Here is a 16,956-nt window from a genome sequence, read left to right as displayed (position 1 = left end):
TGGCTCACCTCCGGGGGAGCAGCAAAGAACGGTGCCATTCGAAGAAAGCTGGAAGAACGGATCGAAGGACGCGGAAAGCAGATATTCCACCGCGCACCGTGCCGATCCGGACGAGTTCATGTTCTGGAGCGTCCACGACCACTCTGACGGCCGCAACCGGGCGCTCGCCCGCGTGCACGGCGCTCAGGAGCGTGGCCGCCGATTCCATGTCGACCGCGATCGCGCCGGTTGCGAGCAGATCCGACCGCTCGTGACCGCGGACGACATGATCGGAGCCGGTGACCGGTCCGGTGTGGACGGTGCGGCCGGGCAGGGTCCGTACGAGTTCCTTCACGAGGAGTTCGGTGCCCACGCACGGGACGCTGCCGCGGGGGTCCCGGGTCTCCTCGGCGACGACGAGGTCGCCGGGGTGCATGCCGGGGGCGAGTCCCGCGCAGAAGCCCGTCGCCAGGACCGCGGCGCCGGCGAGCGCGGGATCGGCCAGGGCCCGGGTGACGGACCGTTCCGCCGCCCTGGGGCCCATGCCGGTGCGCAGCACGGTGACGGGTCCGCCCGAGCCGCCCCTCTCGCCGGCGCGCAGGGCGAGGTGCTCGATGCCGAGTGCGCAGGCGATCAGCAGCGGGGCCGGCGCGGGCGTGGCGCTCATCAGGCCCCCTCTGCCTCGGGGGTGGGCTCGCCGTACAGGTAGCGGCCGAGCGCGGTGAGCGGGAAGACCTGCCGGTACAGGTGGTAGTTGATGGAGAAGTCCCAGGGGAAGCCGGTGCCGGTGAAATACGGCTCGTCCCAGGAGCCGTCCTCGCGCTGGGTCTCGGCCAGCCACCGGACGCCCCGCTCGACGGCCTTGGCGTCCTTCTCCCCCGCCGCGAGCAGCGCCATCAGCGCCCACGCCGTCTGGGAGGCGGTGGAGGCGCCGCGGCCGCTCCAGTCGTCGGCGTACTTGTAGGAGCGCAGGTCCTCGCCCCATCCTCCGTCCTCGTTCTGGACCTGCTCCAGCCAGGTCACCGCGCGCCGGATGGCCGGGTGCGAGGCCGGCAGCCCGGCGGCGGTGAGCGCGGGTACCACCGACCCGGTGCCGTAGACGTAGTTGACGCCCCAGCGCCCGAACCAGGCGCCGTTCGGCTCCTGTTCGGCGAGCAGCCACTCGATGCCGCGCCGGGTGCGCGGGTCGTGGGACATGCCCTCGAAGGCGAGCATCTCCACGACGTGCGCGGTGACGTCGGCCGACGGCGGGTCGATGACCTCGCCGAAGTCGCAGAACGGCAGCCGGTTGGGGAACGGGCTGGTGTTGTCGACGTCGAACGCGCCCCAGGCGCCGTTCTTCGACTGCATGCCGAGGTTCCAGCGCACCCCGCGCCCGATGGCCTTCTCCATCCGCTCCGGGTCGTGGTGCCTGACCCGGCGCAGCGCGAGGACGACCTCGGCGGTGTCGTCGATGTCGGGGTAGTTGTCGTTGTGGAACTCGAACGCCCAGCCGCCCGGCGGGAGCTGGGGCCGCTTGACCGCCCAGTCGCCGGGGCGGACGATCTGCTCGCCGAGCATCCAGTCGGCGGCCTTGACGAGCTGCGGGTGGTCGGCGGGGAGTCCGGCGTCGGCCAGGGCGATGGTCGCCAGGCAGGTGTCCCACACCGGGGACTGGCAGGCCTCGATCATCCGGGCGCCGTCCTCGCGCCACACGGCGTAACGATCCAGCGACTCGAGGCCCGCGCGCATCACGGGGTGTTCGAGGTCGTAGCCGAGCAGATGCAGGGCGATCACCGAGTACACGGCCGGGGGCTGGATGCCGCCCCATGCGCCGTCGTTCTCCTGGCGCTCGACGATCCAGCGGGCTGCGGACTTCAGGGCGGAGCCGCGCAGCCGGCCCAGCGCGACCCTGCGGTAGCCGCGGACAACCTTGTCGAGCCGCTGGAAGACGCCCTCCCAGCTCACCACCGGGGCAAGCGGCCGGTGCGGGTTCGGGTCGGCCGGGTCGGTGTGGAGCTCGTCCAGCGGGAAGGGGGCCGGACGCACCGGACGCTTGGCCGAGACCACGGTCAGCGGCACGATGGTCTGGCGGGCCCACTGGCCGAAGTTGTAGATGCTGAGCGGGAACCACTTGGGGAAGTACAGGAGTTCCGGCGGGAGTTCCGGCAGGTCCTCCCATTTCCACCAGCCGAACAGGGCCAGCCAGATCCGGGTGAAGACCCGGGCGGCGGCGATCCCGCCGCGCTCGCGGATCCAGGCCGACGCCTTCGCCATATGGGGGGCGTCCGGCGCGTCGCCGGCCAGCCGGAGGGCGACGTACGCCTCAATGGTGGTGGAGAGTTCGCCGGGGCCGCCGTAGAAGGTGGCCCAGGTGCCGTCCTCGCGCTGCTCGCCGCGGATGAAGAGCGCGGCGGCGGCGGTCGTGGCCTCGTCGCGGATGCCGAGGAACTGACGGAGCAGCAGGTCCTCGGCGTCCATGGTGACGTTGGTCTCCAGGTCACCTTTCCACCAGCCCTCCGCGTCCTGCTGGGCGAGCAGATGGTCGGTGGCACGCCGTACGGCGCGTTCGGCGGCTTCTTGCACCCCGGCCGTCACGGGGGTGGTGAGTTCGGTGCTGGCCGAGTCGGCCCGGGGCGGCAGGGTGGCCCCGGTGCTTCCGTCGGTCGTCGCTGTCATGGCTTCCCCTTCGTGCAGTCGTGCGAAATCGTTCTGCTGTGGGTCCGCCGTCGGCCGGTGCTGGCTGCGCGTTCGCACCGGCCGGCGACTACGCGAGGACTATTCGACCGATAATGATCATCTCTTTCGTACGACGACGAAGTCGGCCAGCGCCGTGAACTGCGCCCGTACCCGGTCGGGCATGTCGACGGCGTGGAGGGCTTCGATGGCGATGGTGTGCTGACGACGGGCTTCCTCGGCGGTCCACTCGCGGCCGCCGGCCTCCTCGATGAGGGCGGCACGGGCGGCGAACTCCTCCTCCGAGAAGTTCTCGAAGTCGCTGCTCTTGGCGTCGGCGGCGAGGATCTCGCCGAGCCGCTCGGAGGCGGGCCCGCCCGCGGCGAGCGCGGCGACGACCGGCAGGGACTTCTTGCGCTGGCGCAGGTCGCTCCAGGTCTGCTTGCCGGTGGCCTCCGGGTCGCCCCAGATGCCGAGCAGGTCGTCGACGGCCTGGAAGGCGAGGCCGAGGTGGTAGCCGTACTTCTCCAGGGTGTCGGCGGTGCGGTCGTCGGCGCCGCCGAGCACCGCGCCGATCGAGCTGGAGGCGGCGAGCAGGGCGCCGGTCTTGTTGCCCTCCATCTCCAGGCACTCCTCGACGCTGACCCGGTCGCGGTGCTCGTAGGAGATGTCCTGGGCCTGGCCGTCGATCAGGGCGCGGGTGGCGGTGGTGATCCGGCGGGTGGCACGGCCGGCCTCGACGGTGCCGAGTTCCAGCAGGACCTCGTTGGCGAGGGCGAACAGGGCGTCGCCGACCAGGATGGCCTGGGCGGGGCCGTGCACCTTCCAGACGGTGTCGCGGTGCCGGCGCTGTTCGTCGCCGTCCATCAGGTCGTCGTGCAGCAGGGAGAAGTTGTGCACGAGCTCGACGGCGACCGCGCCGGGGATGCCGACCTCGGGGGCGGCGCCGGTGACCTCGGCGGAGAGCACGGCGAGCGCGGGGCGTACGGCCTTGCCGCCGTCGCCGTCGGCGGGGTTGCCCTCGGCGTCGATCCAGCCGAAGTGGTAGGCGGCCACGGTGTCCATGGGAGGTGCCAGGCGGTCGACGGCCGCCCGCAGTACCGGTGTGGCAAGGGTCCGGCCGCGCTCCAGGAGCGCGGTCACGTCCACTGCGGTCTCTCGAGCGCCCTTCGAGGCCGGGGGCACAGTGGGCACAGTTTCTCCTCTTGTTGCGGTACCGGGGGTGCGGGGGCCTGCCGCCTGCTGGTCGAGCGTCACGCCGCCTCCTCGAACTCGAAGAGGTGACGGGGGCGGGGCCGGCCCAGGGTGCGCAACGCGGCATCGGCCGCGCTGACACCGCTGCGGACCGCACTCTCCATGGTCGCGGGCCACCCGGTGGCGGTCCACGCTCCGGCCAGGTAGAGGCCGGGTGACTTGGTGCGGGCGCCGGGCCGCAGCCGCCCGACGCCGGGGGTGGGGGCGAACGTCGCCGTGCGCTCCCGGGTCACGAAGAAGTCCTGCACCCGGGCGCCGCGCGCCGCGGGCAACAGTCGTTCCAGCTCGGGCAGATAGCGCTCGCGCAGGTCGGCCACGGGGGTGTCGATCTCGTCCTGGGCGGCCGACTGGGAGAGCGCGAGGTACTGTCCCGTGCGCAGACCGGAGGCGTGGGTGCGGTCGAACACCCACTGGACGGGGGTGCCGAGGGCCGCGAAGAACGGCTTGGTGAGCACCGTGCGGTCGTAGACCACGTGGACGTTGAGGATCGGCGCGGTGCCGATCTCCAGCAGGTTCTCCGGGGCGTCGAGGGCACCGGCCGGGAGCAGGTCGTACGCCTCGCGCTGGGCGACGGCGAGCACGACGGCGTCGGCGGTGAGCGTCTCGCCGGGAACCTGAACGCTCCAGGTTCCGTTCTCGTTGGTGGAGACGGAGGTGACGCGTGTACGGACCTCGGTACGCACGCCCGCGGAGTCGAGCGCCTTGCGGGCCAGCCGGTCGTGCAGTTCGCCCAGCGGCACATGGGCCCAGCCGATGTCGGCCGCGCCCGGGTCGGACAGCAGACCGGTCTTGAACACCATCGCGGCGAGCCCCAGCGAGGCGTCGCCCGCGACCGCGTTGAGGGTGGCGACCCCGACCAGGTCCCACAGGGCCTCGACGGCACGCGCCGACTGGCCGTGGGCGGCCAGCCAGCTGCCGAAGTCCTGTGTGTCCAGGCTCGGATCGGTGAGGTCGAGCCCCTTGAGCGCGAGCGCGGCACGTCCGACCCTGGCCCGTTCGGCGAGCGAGAGGTGCGGATAGGCGGCCAGGCTGCGTCCCAGGTGCAGGGGGACGGGCAGCGGGTCGCGCCGGAGCCTGCCCAGGCGCCGCCCCTCCTGCTTGGCGAGGTCGAGGACGGGTACGTCGAGGCGGTCCTGCAGCGGTGCCAGCGCCGTGCCCTCGATGCGGTCGAGGAACCAGCGGTAGGCGGTGCAGCAACGCAGGTACACGTGCTGGCCGTTGTCCACGGTCAGGTCGCCGCGCTGGAAGGAGAAGGCGAGCCCGCCGAGCCTCGGCCTGCCTTCGACCAGGGTGACGCGCACCCCCGCGTCGGCGAGCGCGAGTGCGGCCGTGATGCCCGCGAGGCCGCCGCCGATCACGACCGCGGTACGCCCGGACGGGATGTCGTCGTGCGTCCGCTCGGATCGCGTGCCGTCGGTCATCGTGCTTCCTCCCCTGCCCGCCCGCCGTGCCGGTGGAACGGGGCAGGTCGGGCCGTCGCAGTCAGGGACGCCACGCCTGGCCGGAGGGTTGCCTGCCGTTTCTCTCCGGTGGAGTCACCTTGGCCCACTGTGTCCATCAGGCGCGCCTCCTGGCGGTCAGGCGGGAGGTGTGGCGCCGGGTGTCGAGTCCGGACAGGCCACGCACGGCGACGTACGCCTTCTCGCGTCCCGGCAGTGAGACCCGGCCGCGCAGCACCGCCTCGGGTTCGCGCTCGATGCGGTCGAGCAGGCGGCGGTAGATACCGGCCATGGCGGCGACACAGGCGCCGCTGCGCCGGTCGAGCATGGGCAGCAGCCGGTAGCCCTCGGTGAAAAGGGCACGGGCGCGCCGTACTTCGAAGTGCACGAGACCGGCGAAGTCGGAGCCCTCCGGCGGGGTCGGCCCGTGGAACCCGGCCGAGCAGCCGAACTTGGCGAGGTCGTCGGACGGCAGATAGGTACGGCCGTTGCCGGCGTCCTCGCGGACGTCCCTGAGGATGTTGGTGAGCTGGAGCGCGAGCCCGAGCGTGTCGGCATACTCCGGCGCGCGCTCGGCGCCGCGCGCCCCCGGTTCCGTACCGAACACGCCGAGCGAGAGCCGGCCGATGGCGCCGGCCACACACCGGCAGTAGACCTTGAGGTCGTCCCAGGTCTCGTAGGTCTCGCCGCGGACGTCCATCAGGACGCCGTCGATCAGCTCGTCCAGGCCGCCCAGCGGGATCGGGAAGGCCTGGGCGGCGTGGGCGAGGGCGACCGCGACCGGGTCGGTGTCGTCCTCGGCGACCGCGCCGTCCTGGACCCGGGCCAGCAGCGCCCGGGTGTCCTCCAGGCGGGCCGCCTTCACGTCGTCCGCCAGCTCGCCGTCGCCGATGTCGTCGACACGCCGGGAGAACGCGTAGAGCGCCGACATGGCGCGCCGCTTGGGCGCCGGGAGCAGCCGGATGCCGTAGGCGAAGTTCCGTGCCTGCTGTCCGGTGACCGTCTCGCAGTAGCTGTAGGCGGCGAGTACCGGTGCGGACACGTGTGTGGGAGAGTCCACGGTCCGGATCACCCCTCTCCTCGCAGAGTCACGCCCACCTCACGCAGCAACCGGCCCTTGCCGGGCTTGGGCGGGCCGGGAAGTACGTCGTATTCGGCGGCGGCGATCGCATGGACCGCCGCCCTTCCCCCCGCCACGAACCCCGCAAGCAGCAGCTTCAACCTGCCGTGGACGCTACCCACAAGGGGGGCGCCTTCATTCAGGAGATCGCGGGCGCGTTGTGCTTCGTATGCAACCAGTGCACGCACCGATGCGCCTGCGGTTTTCCTGGCGAGATCCGCCTCCTGGACGTGAAAGCGCTTCATGTCCTCGGCGGGCAGATAGATCCGGTCGCGGCCGAGGTCCTCGGCCACGTCCTGGAGGTGTTCGACGATCTGGAGTGCGGTGCAGATCGAGTCGGAGAGCCGGATGCGCTCGGAGTTCGAGGTACCGGTGACGGCGAGGACCAGACGGCCGACGGGGTTGGCGGACAGCTCGCAGTAGGCGAGGAGGTCGTCGTAGGTCTCGTAGCGCTTGACGAGCTGGTCCTGGCGGTTGGCCGCGATCAGGCCGAGGAAGGGCTCGGGGGTCAGTCCGCAGCGGCGGACCGTGGGCTGCAGGCGGCGCAGCAGGGGGTGGTGCGGGACGGCGTCGAAGACGCGTCGCAGGTCGGCCTCGAAGGCGTCGAGCAGGACCAGGCGGTCCTCGGCCTGCTCCGGAGAGACCCCGAGGAGGCGGGCGTCGGCGCCGCCGGGGGCGAGGTCACCGTCGCCGATGTCGTCGACGAGGCGGGCGAAGCCGTACACCGCCATCAGGTCGTCGCGCCAGGCTTTCGGCAGGAAGAAAGGGGCCACGGGGAAGTTCTCGTCCGCGGCCTTGTCCAGGGTGCCGCGCTCCGGGCCTCCGGTGCGCACCGGGCCGGCTGCCGTCACCGTTCGCTGCCCGGGGCGGGGACGGCGCGGCCTGCGTTGAGCTGGGGAGTTTCCGTAGCCATTGCCGTCACATCTCCCGTTCTACACTGCCGACCCAATACACACTATTTCGGACACGCCGCCCAGCGGCCCGCGGGGCGGCCCGGCGGAGGGTGTCGCGCATTATCGCCCCTCTTGCCGCTTTCCGGGACCGGTACAGCTTACGTTGTACAACGCATCGAGGTTCGTCGGGGTGTCCCGCAGATCACAACAACACACCGATTGGCGTCAAGATTCCTAAGGCGAGCCCGAGTTGACGTTTCCTTTGCAGACGCGGGCCCCGCCGGAAAGGTTCCGGCGGGGCCTGGGCCGGACGGGGCTACTTGCCCGTGAACTTCTCGTACTCCTTGAGCACCTCTTCGGTCGGGCCGTCCATGCGCAGCTCACCGCGCTCCAGCCACAGCACGCGGTCGCACGTGTCGCGGATCGACTTGTTGTTGTGACTGACCAGAAACACCGTGCCGGCGTGCTCGCGCAGTTCCCGGATCCGGTCCTCGGAGCGCTTGCGGAAAGCCGCGTCACCGGTGGCCAGCGCCTCGTCGATCATGAGGACGTCGTGGTCCTTGGCGGCCGCGATGGAGAAGCGGAGGCGGGCCGCCATGCCGGAGGAGTAGGTGCGCATCGGCAGGGTGATGAAGTCGCCCTTGTCGTTGATGCCGGAGAACTCGACGATCTCCTGGTAGCGGGCCCGGATGTCCTCGCGGGACATGCCCATGGCCAGGCCGCCCAGGATGACGTTGCGCTCACCTGTGAGGTCGTTCATCAGGGCCGCGTTGACACCGAGCAGCGAGGGCTGGCCGTTGGTGTAGACCCTGCCCTTCTCCGCGGGCAGCAGGCCGGCGATGGCACGCAGCAGGGTGGACTTGCCGGAGCCGTTGGAGCCGATCAGGCCGATGGCCTCGCCGCGGTAGGCGACGAAGGAGACGCCGCGGACCGCGTGCACCTTGCGGACGCCCCGCTCGTCGCCGCGCCTGAAGATGCGGCTGAGGGCGGCCGTCGCGCTGCCCTTGCCGGTCTTGGCGCCGTTGACGCGGTAGACGATGTGCACGTCCTCCGCGATGACGGTGGGGATCCGCTCCCCTATGCTCTGCTCAGCCACGGCCGTACCGCTCCTCAGCCTTCCAGAAGTACACGAAACCACCGGCGAACACGACCACGGCCCAGGCCAGCGCGACGGCCCAGACGTGCGGCGGCAGGTTCGAGGCGCCGTAGCCGTCGATGAGGGCGAAGCGCATCAGGTCCATGAAGACGGTGGCGGGATTGACCTGGAGCAGCGTGCGCGCCCACTCCGGCCGGCCCTCCATCATCTTGGTGATCGAGAACATCACACCGGACATGTACATCCAGGTGCGCAGTATGAACGGCAGCAGCTGGGCGAGGTCCGGCGTCTTGGCGCCCAGCCGGGCCACGACGAGGGCCAGGCCGGTGTTGAAGAGGAACAGCAGGAACAGGATCGGGACGACCAGCACCCAGGACAGGCCCGGCCGGCTGCCGAAGCCGACCACCACCGCGACCATGACGATCATCGAGAACAGCAACTGCTGGAGCTGCTGGAGCGCGAAGGAGATCGGCAGCGAGGCCCGCGGGAAGTGCAGTGCACGCACCAGACCGAGGTTGCCCGAGATCGCCCGCACGCCCGTCATGATCGAGCTCTGGGTGAACGTGAAGGTGAACACGCCGGTGACCAGGAACGGAATGTAGACGTCCTGCGACATGCCCCGGCTCGCGTGCAGGATCACGCCGAAGATGAAGTAGTACACCGCCGCGTTGAGCAGCGGCGTGGCCACCTGCCAGAGCTGGCCGAGCTTGGCCTGGCTGTACTGGGCCGTGAGCTTCGCCTGCGAGAAGGCCAGGATGAAGTGGCGCCGTCCCCAGAGCAGGCGTACGTACTCGGCCAGCGGGGGGCGTGCGCCGCTCACCGCGAGCCCGTACCTGGCGGCCAGCTGCGCCGCCGTGAGGCCCTCGTCGGGGGACGGCACCGCGGTCACCGCGATCCCGCCGTCATGCGTTGTCTCACTCAAGGGTGGATGCCTTCGTCTTCGGATCCGTCTTCGCGTCCGTCGTCGGATTCGCCTTCGAACCCGCCCTCGGATGCTTCTTACGTTCGCCTTACGGAATTGTGCTACTGGGGACGACACGTCCCCGCCGTCAGACACATTCCCCGGGGGCGTCCGTCCGCCGTGCACGGCCGTTCCCGAGGCGTGTCCGCACGCCGTACGCGCGGACACGCACCTCAGAGCTTGTCAGATCACCGGTGGACGGCCCAGTCGCGTGAGTTTCCACACGGTCCGCCAGCGCATCGGGCGGCGGGGTCCGCACGGGGTGGTCCAGCCCTCGCGGAAGCCGGCGAACCAGGCGTGCAGGGCGGGGCGGGAGGGGCGGCGCACCAGGGTCAGCAGCATCCACACCCCGAGGTAGACCGGCACCAGGAGGGCGGGCAGGTTGCGGCGGGCCAGCCAGACCCGGTTGCGGGCGACCATCCGGTGGTAGACCGCGTGCCGGGAGGGGGCCGTGGTGGGGTGGTTGAGGACCATGTCGGAGCGGTAGTCGATCATCCAGCCGGCGTCCAGGGCCCGCCAGGCCAGGTCGGTCTCCTCGTGGGCGTAGAAGAACTCGTCCGGCAGGCCGCCGACCTCGGCGAGGACCTGGGTGCGGACGGCGTTGGCGCCGCCGAGGAAGGTGGTGACCCGGGAGGAGCGCATCGGGTCGGAGGCCCGGAGCCGCGGCACGTGCCGGCGCTGGGTCTGGCCGGTGTCCGGGTCGGCGATGCGGAAGCTGATGATGCCGAGCCGCTGGTCGGCGGCGAACGCCTGGCGGCACAGTTCGGCGGTGTCGTGCTCGGCGAGCAGACCGTCGTCGTCGAGGAAGAGCAGTATGTCGACATCGCGGCCGCTGGGGCCGAAGGCCTCTATGCCGACGTTGCGGCCGCCGGGGATCCCGAGGTTCTCGGGCAGCTCCAGGGTGCGGACGCCGTCCGGCACGTCCGGGACGGGCGAGCCGTTGCCGACGACGACGACCTCGACCCGGTCGCCTTCCTGCTTGGCGACCGAGTCGAGGAGGGCGCGCAGTTCGTCGGGGCGGTTGCCCATGGTGATGACGACCGCGCCGACCTTCAGCCCGGCGCTCACCGCAGCCTGCTCGACGCGAGGACCGAGACCAGGTGCAGCAGGGTCTGCAGCAGCGCGATGCCGGCCAGCACGGCGGTGCCGAGCCGGGTCCAGAAGAGGTCGCCGTGGTAGTGGTCGGCGACGGCGAGCAGCAGGATCAGCAGCGAGGCCTCGATACCGAGGATCAGCCGGTGGAACCGGAACAGGGCGGCGGCCCGGCGGACGAGCGCCATCCCGGAGGAGCGCATCTCGGCGGCGGCCTCCTTGACCACCGGCAGGCCGGCCTGGTGCCGGGCCACGCCCACCAGGTCGGTCTCGGCCTTGATCAGGATGGCGCCGAGCGCGGCCAGGGTGCCCAGGAAGGCCCACAGCCAGTCGATGCGGCCGCTGCCGAACAGGTCCGCGGCACGCAGCCCGAGGCCCACCAGGACGGCGGCGTCGGTGAGGTAGGCACCGACCCGGTCCAGGTAGACGCCGCCCAGCGAGTACTGCTGCTTCCAGCGGGCCACCTCGCCGTCGACGCAGTCGAGCAGCAGGTACATCTGGACGCAGACCACGCCGAGCACCGCGCCCCAGACGCCCGGCACCAGCAGGGCCGGGCAGGCGAGGACGCCGAAGACGGTCATCAGGTACGTGAGCTGGTTGGGCGTGACCCTGGTGTTCACCAGGTAGCGGTCGACCCGCAGGGACACCTCACGCATGTAGAGGCGCCCCATCCAGTGCTCACCGCTGCGCCGGTCCTTGACCCCCACGGGGTGCACGACCGGACGGAGTTCAGCTACCGATGGCCTTGACATAGTCGACGTAGAAGTCCTTGATCTGGTGGGTCTTGAGGTCGAGGTGTTCGAGGATGGTGTAGCGGCCGGGCCGGGTCTCCGGGGCGAACTCGACGACCCGGACGAACTCGTCCACGGTGAAGCCGATCTCCTCAGGCAGCACCGGCAGTCCGTGCCGGCGCAGCACATCGGCCATGAACGCGGACTCCTCGTGGGCTCCGCGCAGGTACATCGCGAAGGCCGCGCCGAGCCCGCACTGCTCGCCATGGCTGGCGGCACGCCTCGGGAAGAGCAGGTCGAAGGCGTGGTTGATCTCGTGACAGGCGCCGGAGGACGGGCGGGAGTCGCCCGACACCGACATGGCGATCCCGCTGAGCACCAACGCCTCGGCGAGGACCTGCAGGAAGTCGTTCTCGCCGATGCCGCCGGGGTGGCGCAGCACCGCCTCGCCGGCCTGCCGGGCCATGGCGGCCGCCAGACCGTCGATCTTCTCGCCGGTGACGCGGTGGGACAGCTCCCAGTCCGCGATCGCCGAGATGTTGGAGACGGCGTCCCCGATCCCGGAGCGCACGAAGCGCGCCGGGGCCTCCCGGACGACGTCGAGGTCGATGACGACCGCGATCGGGTTCGGCACGCCGTACGAGCCGCGGCCCGCGTCGTTGTCGAGGGTGGCGACGGGCGAGCACAGGCCGTCGTGCGCGAGGTTCGTCGGGACGGCGACCAGCGGCAGGCCGACCCGGGCCGCGGCGAACTTGGCGCAGTCGATGATCTTGCCGCCGCCGAGGCCGACGACCGCGTCGTAGTGGCCGGCCTTGATCTCGCCGGCCAGCCGGATCGCGTCGTCGAGGGTGCCGCCGCCGACCTCGTACCAGGTGGCGCCGGGCAGGCTCGGCGAGACGCGCTCGCGCAGCTGCGAACCGGAGCCGCCGCTGACGGCGACCGCGAGCCGGCCGGAGTGCGAGATGCGTTCGTCGGCGAGCACGCCGGCGAGGTCGTCGAGGGCCCCCGGGCGGATGTCGACGACGACGGGCGAGGGGATCAGCCGGGTCAGTACTGGCACGCGATCTCCCGTCCCCGGGCGAGGTCGTCGTGGTTGTCGATCTCGACCCACCGGACGTCGCCGATCGGCGCGACGTCGATGCGGAAGCCGCGGTTGACCAGCTCCTGGTAGCCGTGCTCGTAGAACTGCTGCGGGTCGGTCTCCCAGACCGCCTTCAGCGCGTCGGCCAGCTCGGGCGCGGCGTCGCCCTCGATGAGGGTGACGCCGATGTATTCGCCGGTGGCCTCGGCGGGGTCCATCAGCTTGGTGATCTTCGTCATGCCTTTGCCGGCGTCGACGACGACCTTCATCTCCTCGTCCGCGAGGGACTTCACGGTGTCCAGGGCGAGGATGATCCGCCGGCCGTCGCCGCGGGCGGCGAGCAGCGTCTTCTCGACGGAGACCGGGTGCACGGTGTCGCCGTTGGCGAGGATCACACCGTCCTTGAGGGCGTCACGGCCGCACCACAGGGAGTAGGCGTTGTTCCACTCCTCGGCCTTGTCGTTGTCGATGAGGGTGAGCTTGAGCCCGTACTTGGCCTCCAGGGCCGCCTTGCGCTCGTAGACGGCCTCCTTGCGGTAGCCGACGATGATCGCGACCTCGGTCAGGCCGATCTCGGCGAAGTTTCCGAGGGTCAGGTCGAGCACCGTGATCGAGTCCTCTATCCCGGCGGGCCCCACCGGCACCAGCGCCTTGGGCAGGCTGTCGGTGTAGGGGCGCAGACGCCGGCCGGCGCCGGCCGCCAGCACGAGGCCGATCATGCGGGTTCTCCTTCGTCGTGTACGGCGGGCGCCCCTGCGGACACCCAGAAGCGGATGCTCTCGACGAGCACCAGCCCGGCCACGACCACGGCGAGGACCGTGAGCGCGGCCTTGAACTGCGCGGCGGTGAGCACCGCGGCCAGGACGGTGACGAGCAGCGTCCGCCCCTCCTGCCCCCCGACGGCACGTACCAGCCAGGCCGGCGGCGCCCCGGCGTCGCCGCGGATGCGGTACACCGTGTCGTAGTGATGGTAGGCGACGGCGGCCACCAGACCGAAAGCCGCGGGAAGGGTTCCGTTCACCCCGGATTTGCTTGCGAGGACGAGGACGGTGCCGTACTCGGCGGCCCTGAAGAGGGGCGGGACCAGCCAGTCGAGGGCGCCCTTGAGGGGCCGGGCCAGGGCCTGGCCGGAGGCGAGGGCGTAGACGACGGCGCCCGCGACCGGGGCCCACGTCACACCGGAGAAGAGGGAGACGGTGAGAACCGCCACGCCGGCGAGGGCCACCAGGAAGGGGGAGCCGAGCGGCGCGCGCAGGGTGCGGGACACGAACCCGGCGAGCGGACCGTTGTCCGCCAGGTCCGAGAGGGCCCGCGCCGCCCGGTCCGTCCGCCTGGCCTTCCGGGTCAGCGACCGCAGCACCCGTCCGGCCGTGGTGTAGGTGGCGGCGAAGGCGCAGCCGGCCAGCAGCACGTAGAACGTGATCCGCGGGGTGGTAGCGGCCGTGAGGATGGCTATCAGTGCCCATCGTTCGCCGATGGGCAGGACTATCATCCGGCGCACCCAGACCGTCCAGCCGACGCTGTCGAGCCTGCCGGAGAGGGCGGCGGTGGGGCTGGTGTTGGCGGTGGCGTCGTGGTTGGCCTCGTTGAAGGAGAAGTCGACCACGTGCCGGCAGGTCTGCAGGATCATCGCGCCGAGGGCGAGGGCCCACACGTCGTCGCCGCCGCGGGCGGCGCCCAGGGCGAGGCCCGCGTAGTAGGCGTACTCCTTGGCCCGGTCGAAGGTGGCGTCCAGCCAGGCGCCGAGGGTGGAGTACTGCAGGGAGTAGCGGGCGAGCTGGCCGTCGGTGCAGTCCAGGACGAACGAGCAGATCAGCAGGACGCCGGCGGCGACGAAGCCGGTCCGGGTACCGGTGGCCGCACAGGCCGCGGCGATCAGGGCGGTGAGCAGCGAGGCGGTGGTGACCTGGTTGGGGGTCAGTCCGCGCCGGGCGCACCAGCGGGCGATGTACCGCGAGTACGGGCTGACGAAGAAGGTGGTGAAGAAGCCGTCCCGGGACTTCACGGCCGACTTGAGGCGTATCGCCTCGTCGTCCACGCCGGCGACGGCCTGCCGGGCCTCGTTGCGGACCTGCGGGTCGGTGGGGACGGCGGCGACCAGGCTGCCCAGCTCGGGGCGGTGGACGTCGGCGTCCAGGGCGGTGACCAGGCCGTCCACGGCGAGGGCGGTGGCGCCGCCGGCGGCGGCCTCCCGGGCCAGCGCCCGGGCCAGGGCCGGACGGGCGGCCGGCTGGGCGGTGACGGCGCCGGGGATCGCGGCGAGCGGGAAGCGGGGGTCGGTGAGGCCGAGGCGCAGGGCGTGCACGTGGCCGACGAAGCGGGCGTCGACGACGGCGACGCGCCGGTCGGCGGGTACGGCCGTGAGCAGGGCCTCGGCCTCGGCGGTGTCCGACGCCGCCCGCACCTCGAAGCCGAGGGCCCGCAGATCGCTCTCCAGTGACGATCCGGGCACCGGCGGACCGGTGACGATGGCGGTCGACAACCGAACTCACTCCCTGGGTGCCGGCGTCCGGACGCCGGTCTGCTGCGTGGTGGGGCGGGGTGTGCCTGGTGGCCCCCGGACGGCATTCGGCAGAGGTTAGCGGATGGTGAGGACTGCTTGTTCACCGGCCGTTCACGGCACGGTCGGCCCGCTCTGCCCCTGCCTTTGCCGAGATCATCATCCGCGATCCGGGCCCCGGCCCACAAATGGCGATCGCAGAACGGGCATTGGGGACACCGCGCCTCGGGTGCCGGGCCGGTCGCCCGCGGCGCCCGGCCCGGCACCCGAGGCAACTGAGGCTGCCCTGACCTGGGGTTCGTTTCCGCAGGTCAGGGCACATGACAACGGTGTTCAGTGCCGCGTTGCCGGATACCCCCCACCCGTAGTTCACTGTGATCCCGGGCGAACACTGGAGGCGTATCCCATGGGGGCAGGGCACGACCACGGCCACGGCCACACCCACGCGCCGCCCACCGGTACGGCCGCGGCGGCGTACCGCGGCCGGCTCCGGGTGGCGCTCGCCATCACCCTCGGGGTGATGGTGGTCGAGATCGTCGGCGGCCTGGTGGCCGACTCGCTCGCACTGATCGCGGACGCGGCCCACATGGCGACCGACGCGCTGGGCCTGGGTATGGCCCTGCTGGCGATCCACTTCGCCAACCGCCCGCCGAGCACCAACCGCACCTTCGGCCTCGCCCGGGCCGAGATCCTCGCCGCCCTGGCGAACTGCCTGCTGCTGCTCGTGGTCGGCGGCTACGTGCTGTACGAGGCGGTCCAGCGGTTCCTCACCCCCGCGGACACGCACGGCGGCCAGATGATCGTGTTCGGTCTGATCGGCCTGGTCGCCAACATGATCTCGCTCACGCTCCTGGTGCGCGGCCAGCAGGAGAGCCTGAACGTGCGCGGCGCCTTCCTGGAGGTGGCGGCGGACGCGCTGGGCTCGCTGGCGGTGCTGATCTCGGCCGTGGTGATCCTCACCACCGGCTGGCAGGCGGCGGACCCGATCGCCTCGCTGGTGATCGGCCTGATGATCGTGCCGAGGACGCTGAAGCTGCTGCGCGAGACCCTGGACGTCCTGCTGGAGGCGGCGCCACGGGACGTCGACATGGCTCAGGTGCGGTCGCACATCCTGGCGCTCGACGGGGTGGAGGACGTCCACGATCTGCACGCCTGGACGATCACCTCGGGGATGCCGGTGCTGTCGGCGCACGTGGTGGTCCGCTCGGACGTGCTGAGCGCCATCGGCCACGAGAAGATGCTGCACGAGCTGCAGGGCTGCCTGGGCCACCACTTCGACGTGGAGCACTGCACCTTCCAGCTGGAGCCGGGCGGGCACGCGGAGCACGAGGCCCGGCTCTGCCACTGACCCCGCCGGGCCCGGGGCCCCGGAACACAGCGCTCCGCACTCCCCCGGCGTCCTTGTGTTCGAGACCCCCGGACGGTTCCCTCTCGCACCCGTAGGGCACGATCAAGTACCGGGTCCCTCTTCCGGCGTGCCCGTGCCGGGAAGTGCCGGGAGTGTCGGATTCGTACGGCAGACTTGGTGCGAAGACCGAGGCGAAGGATGGGTATGCCGATCACACCTGCCACCGCGACGCACAGCACGTCGGAAGGGACCGCAGACGCGATTTTCCTTGAACTCGTCGACGAGAAGGGTGTGACCATCGGCACCGCGGAGAAGCTGGCCGCGCACCAGCCGCCCGGGCAGCTGCACCGGGCCTTCTCCGTCTTCCTCTTCGACGAACACGGCAGGCTGCTGCTCCAGCAGCGGGCCCTGGGCAAGTACCACTCCCCCGGAGTGTGGTCCAACACCTGCTGCGGCCACCCCTACCCCGGCGAGTCGCCCTTCGCGGCGGCGGCCCGGCGGACCTTCGAGGAGCTGGGGGTCTCCCCGTCGCTGCTCGCCGAGGCGGGTACGGTCCGCTACAACCACCCGGACCCGGCCTCCGGCCTGGTCGAGCAGGAGTTCAACCACCTGTTCGTCGGCATGGTGCAGGCGACGCCCGCGCCGGATCCGGAGGAGGTCGAGGCGACCGTCTTCGTGACGGCCGCCGAGCTGGCCGGGCGGCACGCGAAGGACCCCTTCTCGTCCTGGTTCATGACCGTGCTGGACGCGGCCCGCCCGGCGATCAGGGAGCTGACGGGCCCGTCGGCGGGCTGGTGAACCGGCCGC

Annotated in this window: 14 protein-coding genes and 2 pseudogenes; 2 read left to right on the top strand and 14 right to left on the bottom strand. The window is 71.5% G+C overall.

Annotation, left to right across the window (positions count from 1 at the left end; all coding sequences use genetic code 11):
• Positions 1-4 precede the first annotated feature (4 nt).
• From ACFY0K_RS24355 to ACFY0K_RS24290, 14 genes and pseudogenes are all read right to left on the bottom strand, one after another.
• On the bottom strand, positions 5-646 hold the full coding sequence (locus ACFY0K_RS24355) for a 1-hydroxy-2-methyl-2-butenyl 4-diphosphate reductase (RefSeq protein ID WP_382726558.1): 642 nt from the start codon (positions 644-646) through the stop codon (positions 5-7).
• Positions 646-2,637 (bottom strand): squalene--hopene cyclase, encoded by a 1,992-nt coding sequence (gene shc / locus ACFY0K_RS24350; RefSeq protein WP_390641633.1) that lies wholly within the window; start codon positions 2,635-2,637, stop codon positions 646-648. The genes ACFY0K_RS24355 and shc overlap by 1 nt, the downstream gene beginning before the upstream one ends.
• A gap of 117 nt (positions 2,638-2,754) precedes the next feature.
• The gene (locus tag ACFY0K_RS24345) at positions 2,755-3,891 is read right to left on the bottom strand and encodes a polyprenyl synthetase family protein (RefSeq protein ID WP_351955938.1); all 1,137 of its coding nucleotides are present in this window, start codon (positions 3,889-3,891) and stop codon (positions 2,755-2,757) included.
• A pseudogene (gene hpnE, locus ACFY0K_RS24340) lies at positions 3,888-5,378 on the bottom strand (hydroxysqualene dehydroxylase HpnE); the annotation flags it as partial. The pseudogene hpnE and the gene ACFY0K_RS24345, both read right to left, overlap by 4 nt.
• Positions 5,369-5,446: pseudogene (locus ACFY0K_RS24335) on the bottom strand (DUF6380 family protein); the annotation flags it as partial. The pseudogenes ACFY0K_RS24335 and hpnE, both read right to left, overlap by 10 nt.
• On the bottom strand, positions 5,446-6,399 hold the full coding sequence (gene hpnD, locus ACFY0K_RS24330) for a presqualene diphosphate synthase HpnD (RefSeq protein ID WP_390641632.1): 954 nt from the start codon (positions 6,397-6,399) through the stop codon (positions 5,446-5,448). The gene hpnD and the pseudogene ACFY0K_RS24335, both read right to left, overlap by 1 nt.
• Positions 6,396-7,298, bottom strand: a complete 903-nt coding sequence (hpnC, locus tag ACFY0K_RS24325; RefSeq protein WP_390641631.1) for a squalene synthase HpnC — start codon at positions 7,296-7,298, stop codon at positions 6,396-6,398. The genes hpnD and hpnC overlap by 4 nt, the downstream gene beginning before the upstream one ends.
• A 358-nt stretch (positions 7,299-7,656) precedes the next feature.
• A complete protein-coding gene (locus tag ACFY0K_RS24320; protein ID WP_351955934.1) occupies positions 7,657-8,436 on the bottom strand; it encodes an ABC transporter ATP-binding protein in 780 nt (259 codons plus the stop codon).
• Positions 8,429-9,358 (bottom strand): ABC transporter permease, encoded by a 930-nt coding sequence (locus tag ACFY0K_RS24315; RefSeq protein ID WP_351955933.1) that lies wholly within the window; start codon positions 9,356-9,358, stop codon positions 8,429-8,431. Before ACFY0K_RS24315 ends, ACFY0K_RS24320 begins: the two co-directional genes overlap by 8 nt.
• A 222-nt stretch (positions 9,359-9,580) precedes the next feature.
• Entirely contained in the window at positions 9,581-10,453 is an 873-nt protein-coding gene (locus ACFY0K_RS24310) for a glycosyltransferase (RefSeq protein ID WP_351956418.1), read from the bottom strand.
• Between the two features lie 8 nt (positions 10,454-10,461).
• On the bottom strand, positions 10,462-11,205 hold the full coding sequence (locus tag ACFY0K_RS24305) for a CDP-alcohol phosphatidyltransferase family protein (protein ID WP_390641630.1): 744 nt from the start codon (positions 11,203-11,205) through the stop codon (positions 10,462-10,464).
• Positions 11,206-11,218: 13 nt separating this feature from the next.
• Positions 11,219-12,280, bottom strand: a complete 1,062-nt coding sequence (locus ACFY0K_RS24300; RefSeq protein WP_390641629.1) for an iron-containing alcohol dehydrogenase family protein — start codon at positions 12,278-12,280, stop codon at positions 11,219-11,221.
• Positions 12,268-13,020, bottom strand: a complete 753-nt coding sequence (locus ACFY0K_RS24295) for a sugar phosphate nucleotidyltransferase (RefSeq protein ID WP_390641628.1) — start codon at positions 13,018-13,020, stop codon at positions 12,268-12,270. Before ACFY0K_RS24295 ends, ACFY0K_RS24300 begins: the two co-directional genes overlap by 13 nt.
• Positions 13,017-14,783: a DUF5941 domain-containing protein gene (locus ACFY0K_RS24290; RefSeq protein WP_390641627.1), complete on the bottom strand. Its 1,767-nt coding sequence runs from the start codon at positions 14,781-14,783 to the stop codon at positions 13,017-13,019. The genes ACFY0K_RS24295 and ACFY0K_RS24290 overlap by 4 nt, the downstream gene beginning before the upstream one ends.
• A 424-nt stretch (positions 14,784-15,207) precedes the next feature.
• Here ACFY0K_RS24290 and ACFY0K_RS24285 point away from each other — a divergent pair, with 424 nt between their 5' ends.
• Complete coding sequence (locus tag ACFY0K_RS24285) at positions 15,208-16,149, top strand: cation diffusion facilitator family transporter (RefSeq protein ID WP_390641626.1); 942 nt, start codon at positions 15,208-15,210, stop codon at positions 16,147-16,149.
• A 204-nt stretch (positions 16,150-16,353) separates the two neighbouring features.
• Entirely contained in the window at positions 16,354-16,947 is a 594-nt protein-coding gene (idi, locus tag ACFY0K_RS24280) for an isopentenyl-diphosphate Delta-isomerase (protein WP_390641625.1), read from the top strand.
• Positions 16,948-16,956 lie beyond the last annotated feature (9 nt).

Origin of the sequence: Streptomyces sp. NPDC001507 (assembly GCF_042894765.1) — a bacterium.
In the GTDB taxonomy this organism is placed as follows: Bacteria; Actinomycetota; Actinomycetes; order Streptomycetales; family Streptomycetaceae; genus Streptomyces.
The sequence above is the reverse complement of the archived record's forward strand: the minus strand, read 5'-3'. Positions and strand labels throughout refer to the sequence as shown.

Bases quoted from the DNA above. Each gene is read 5' to 3' on its own strand.
- ACFY0K_RS24355 (WP_382726558.1), bottom strand. From the start codon at position 646: ATGAGCGCCACGCCCGCGCCGGCCCCGCTGCTGATCGCCTGCGCACTC.
- shc (WP_390641633.1), bottom strand. From the start codon at position 2,637: ATGACAGCGACGACCGACGGAAGCACCGGGGCCACCCTGCCGCCCCGG.
- idi (WP_390641625.1), top strand. From the start codon at position 16,354: ATGCCGATCACACCTGCCACCGCGACGCACAGCACGTCGGAAGGGACC.
- ACFY0K_RS24295 (WP_390641628.1), bottom strand. From the start codon at position 13,020: ATGATCGGCCTCGTGCTGGCGGCCGGCGCCGGCCGGCGTCTGCGCCCC.
- ACFY0K_RS24285 (WP_390641626.1), top strand. From the start codon at position 15,208: ATGGGGGCAGGGCACGACCACGGCCACGGCCACACCCACGCGCCGCCC.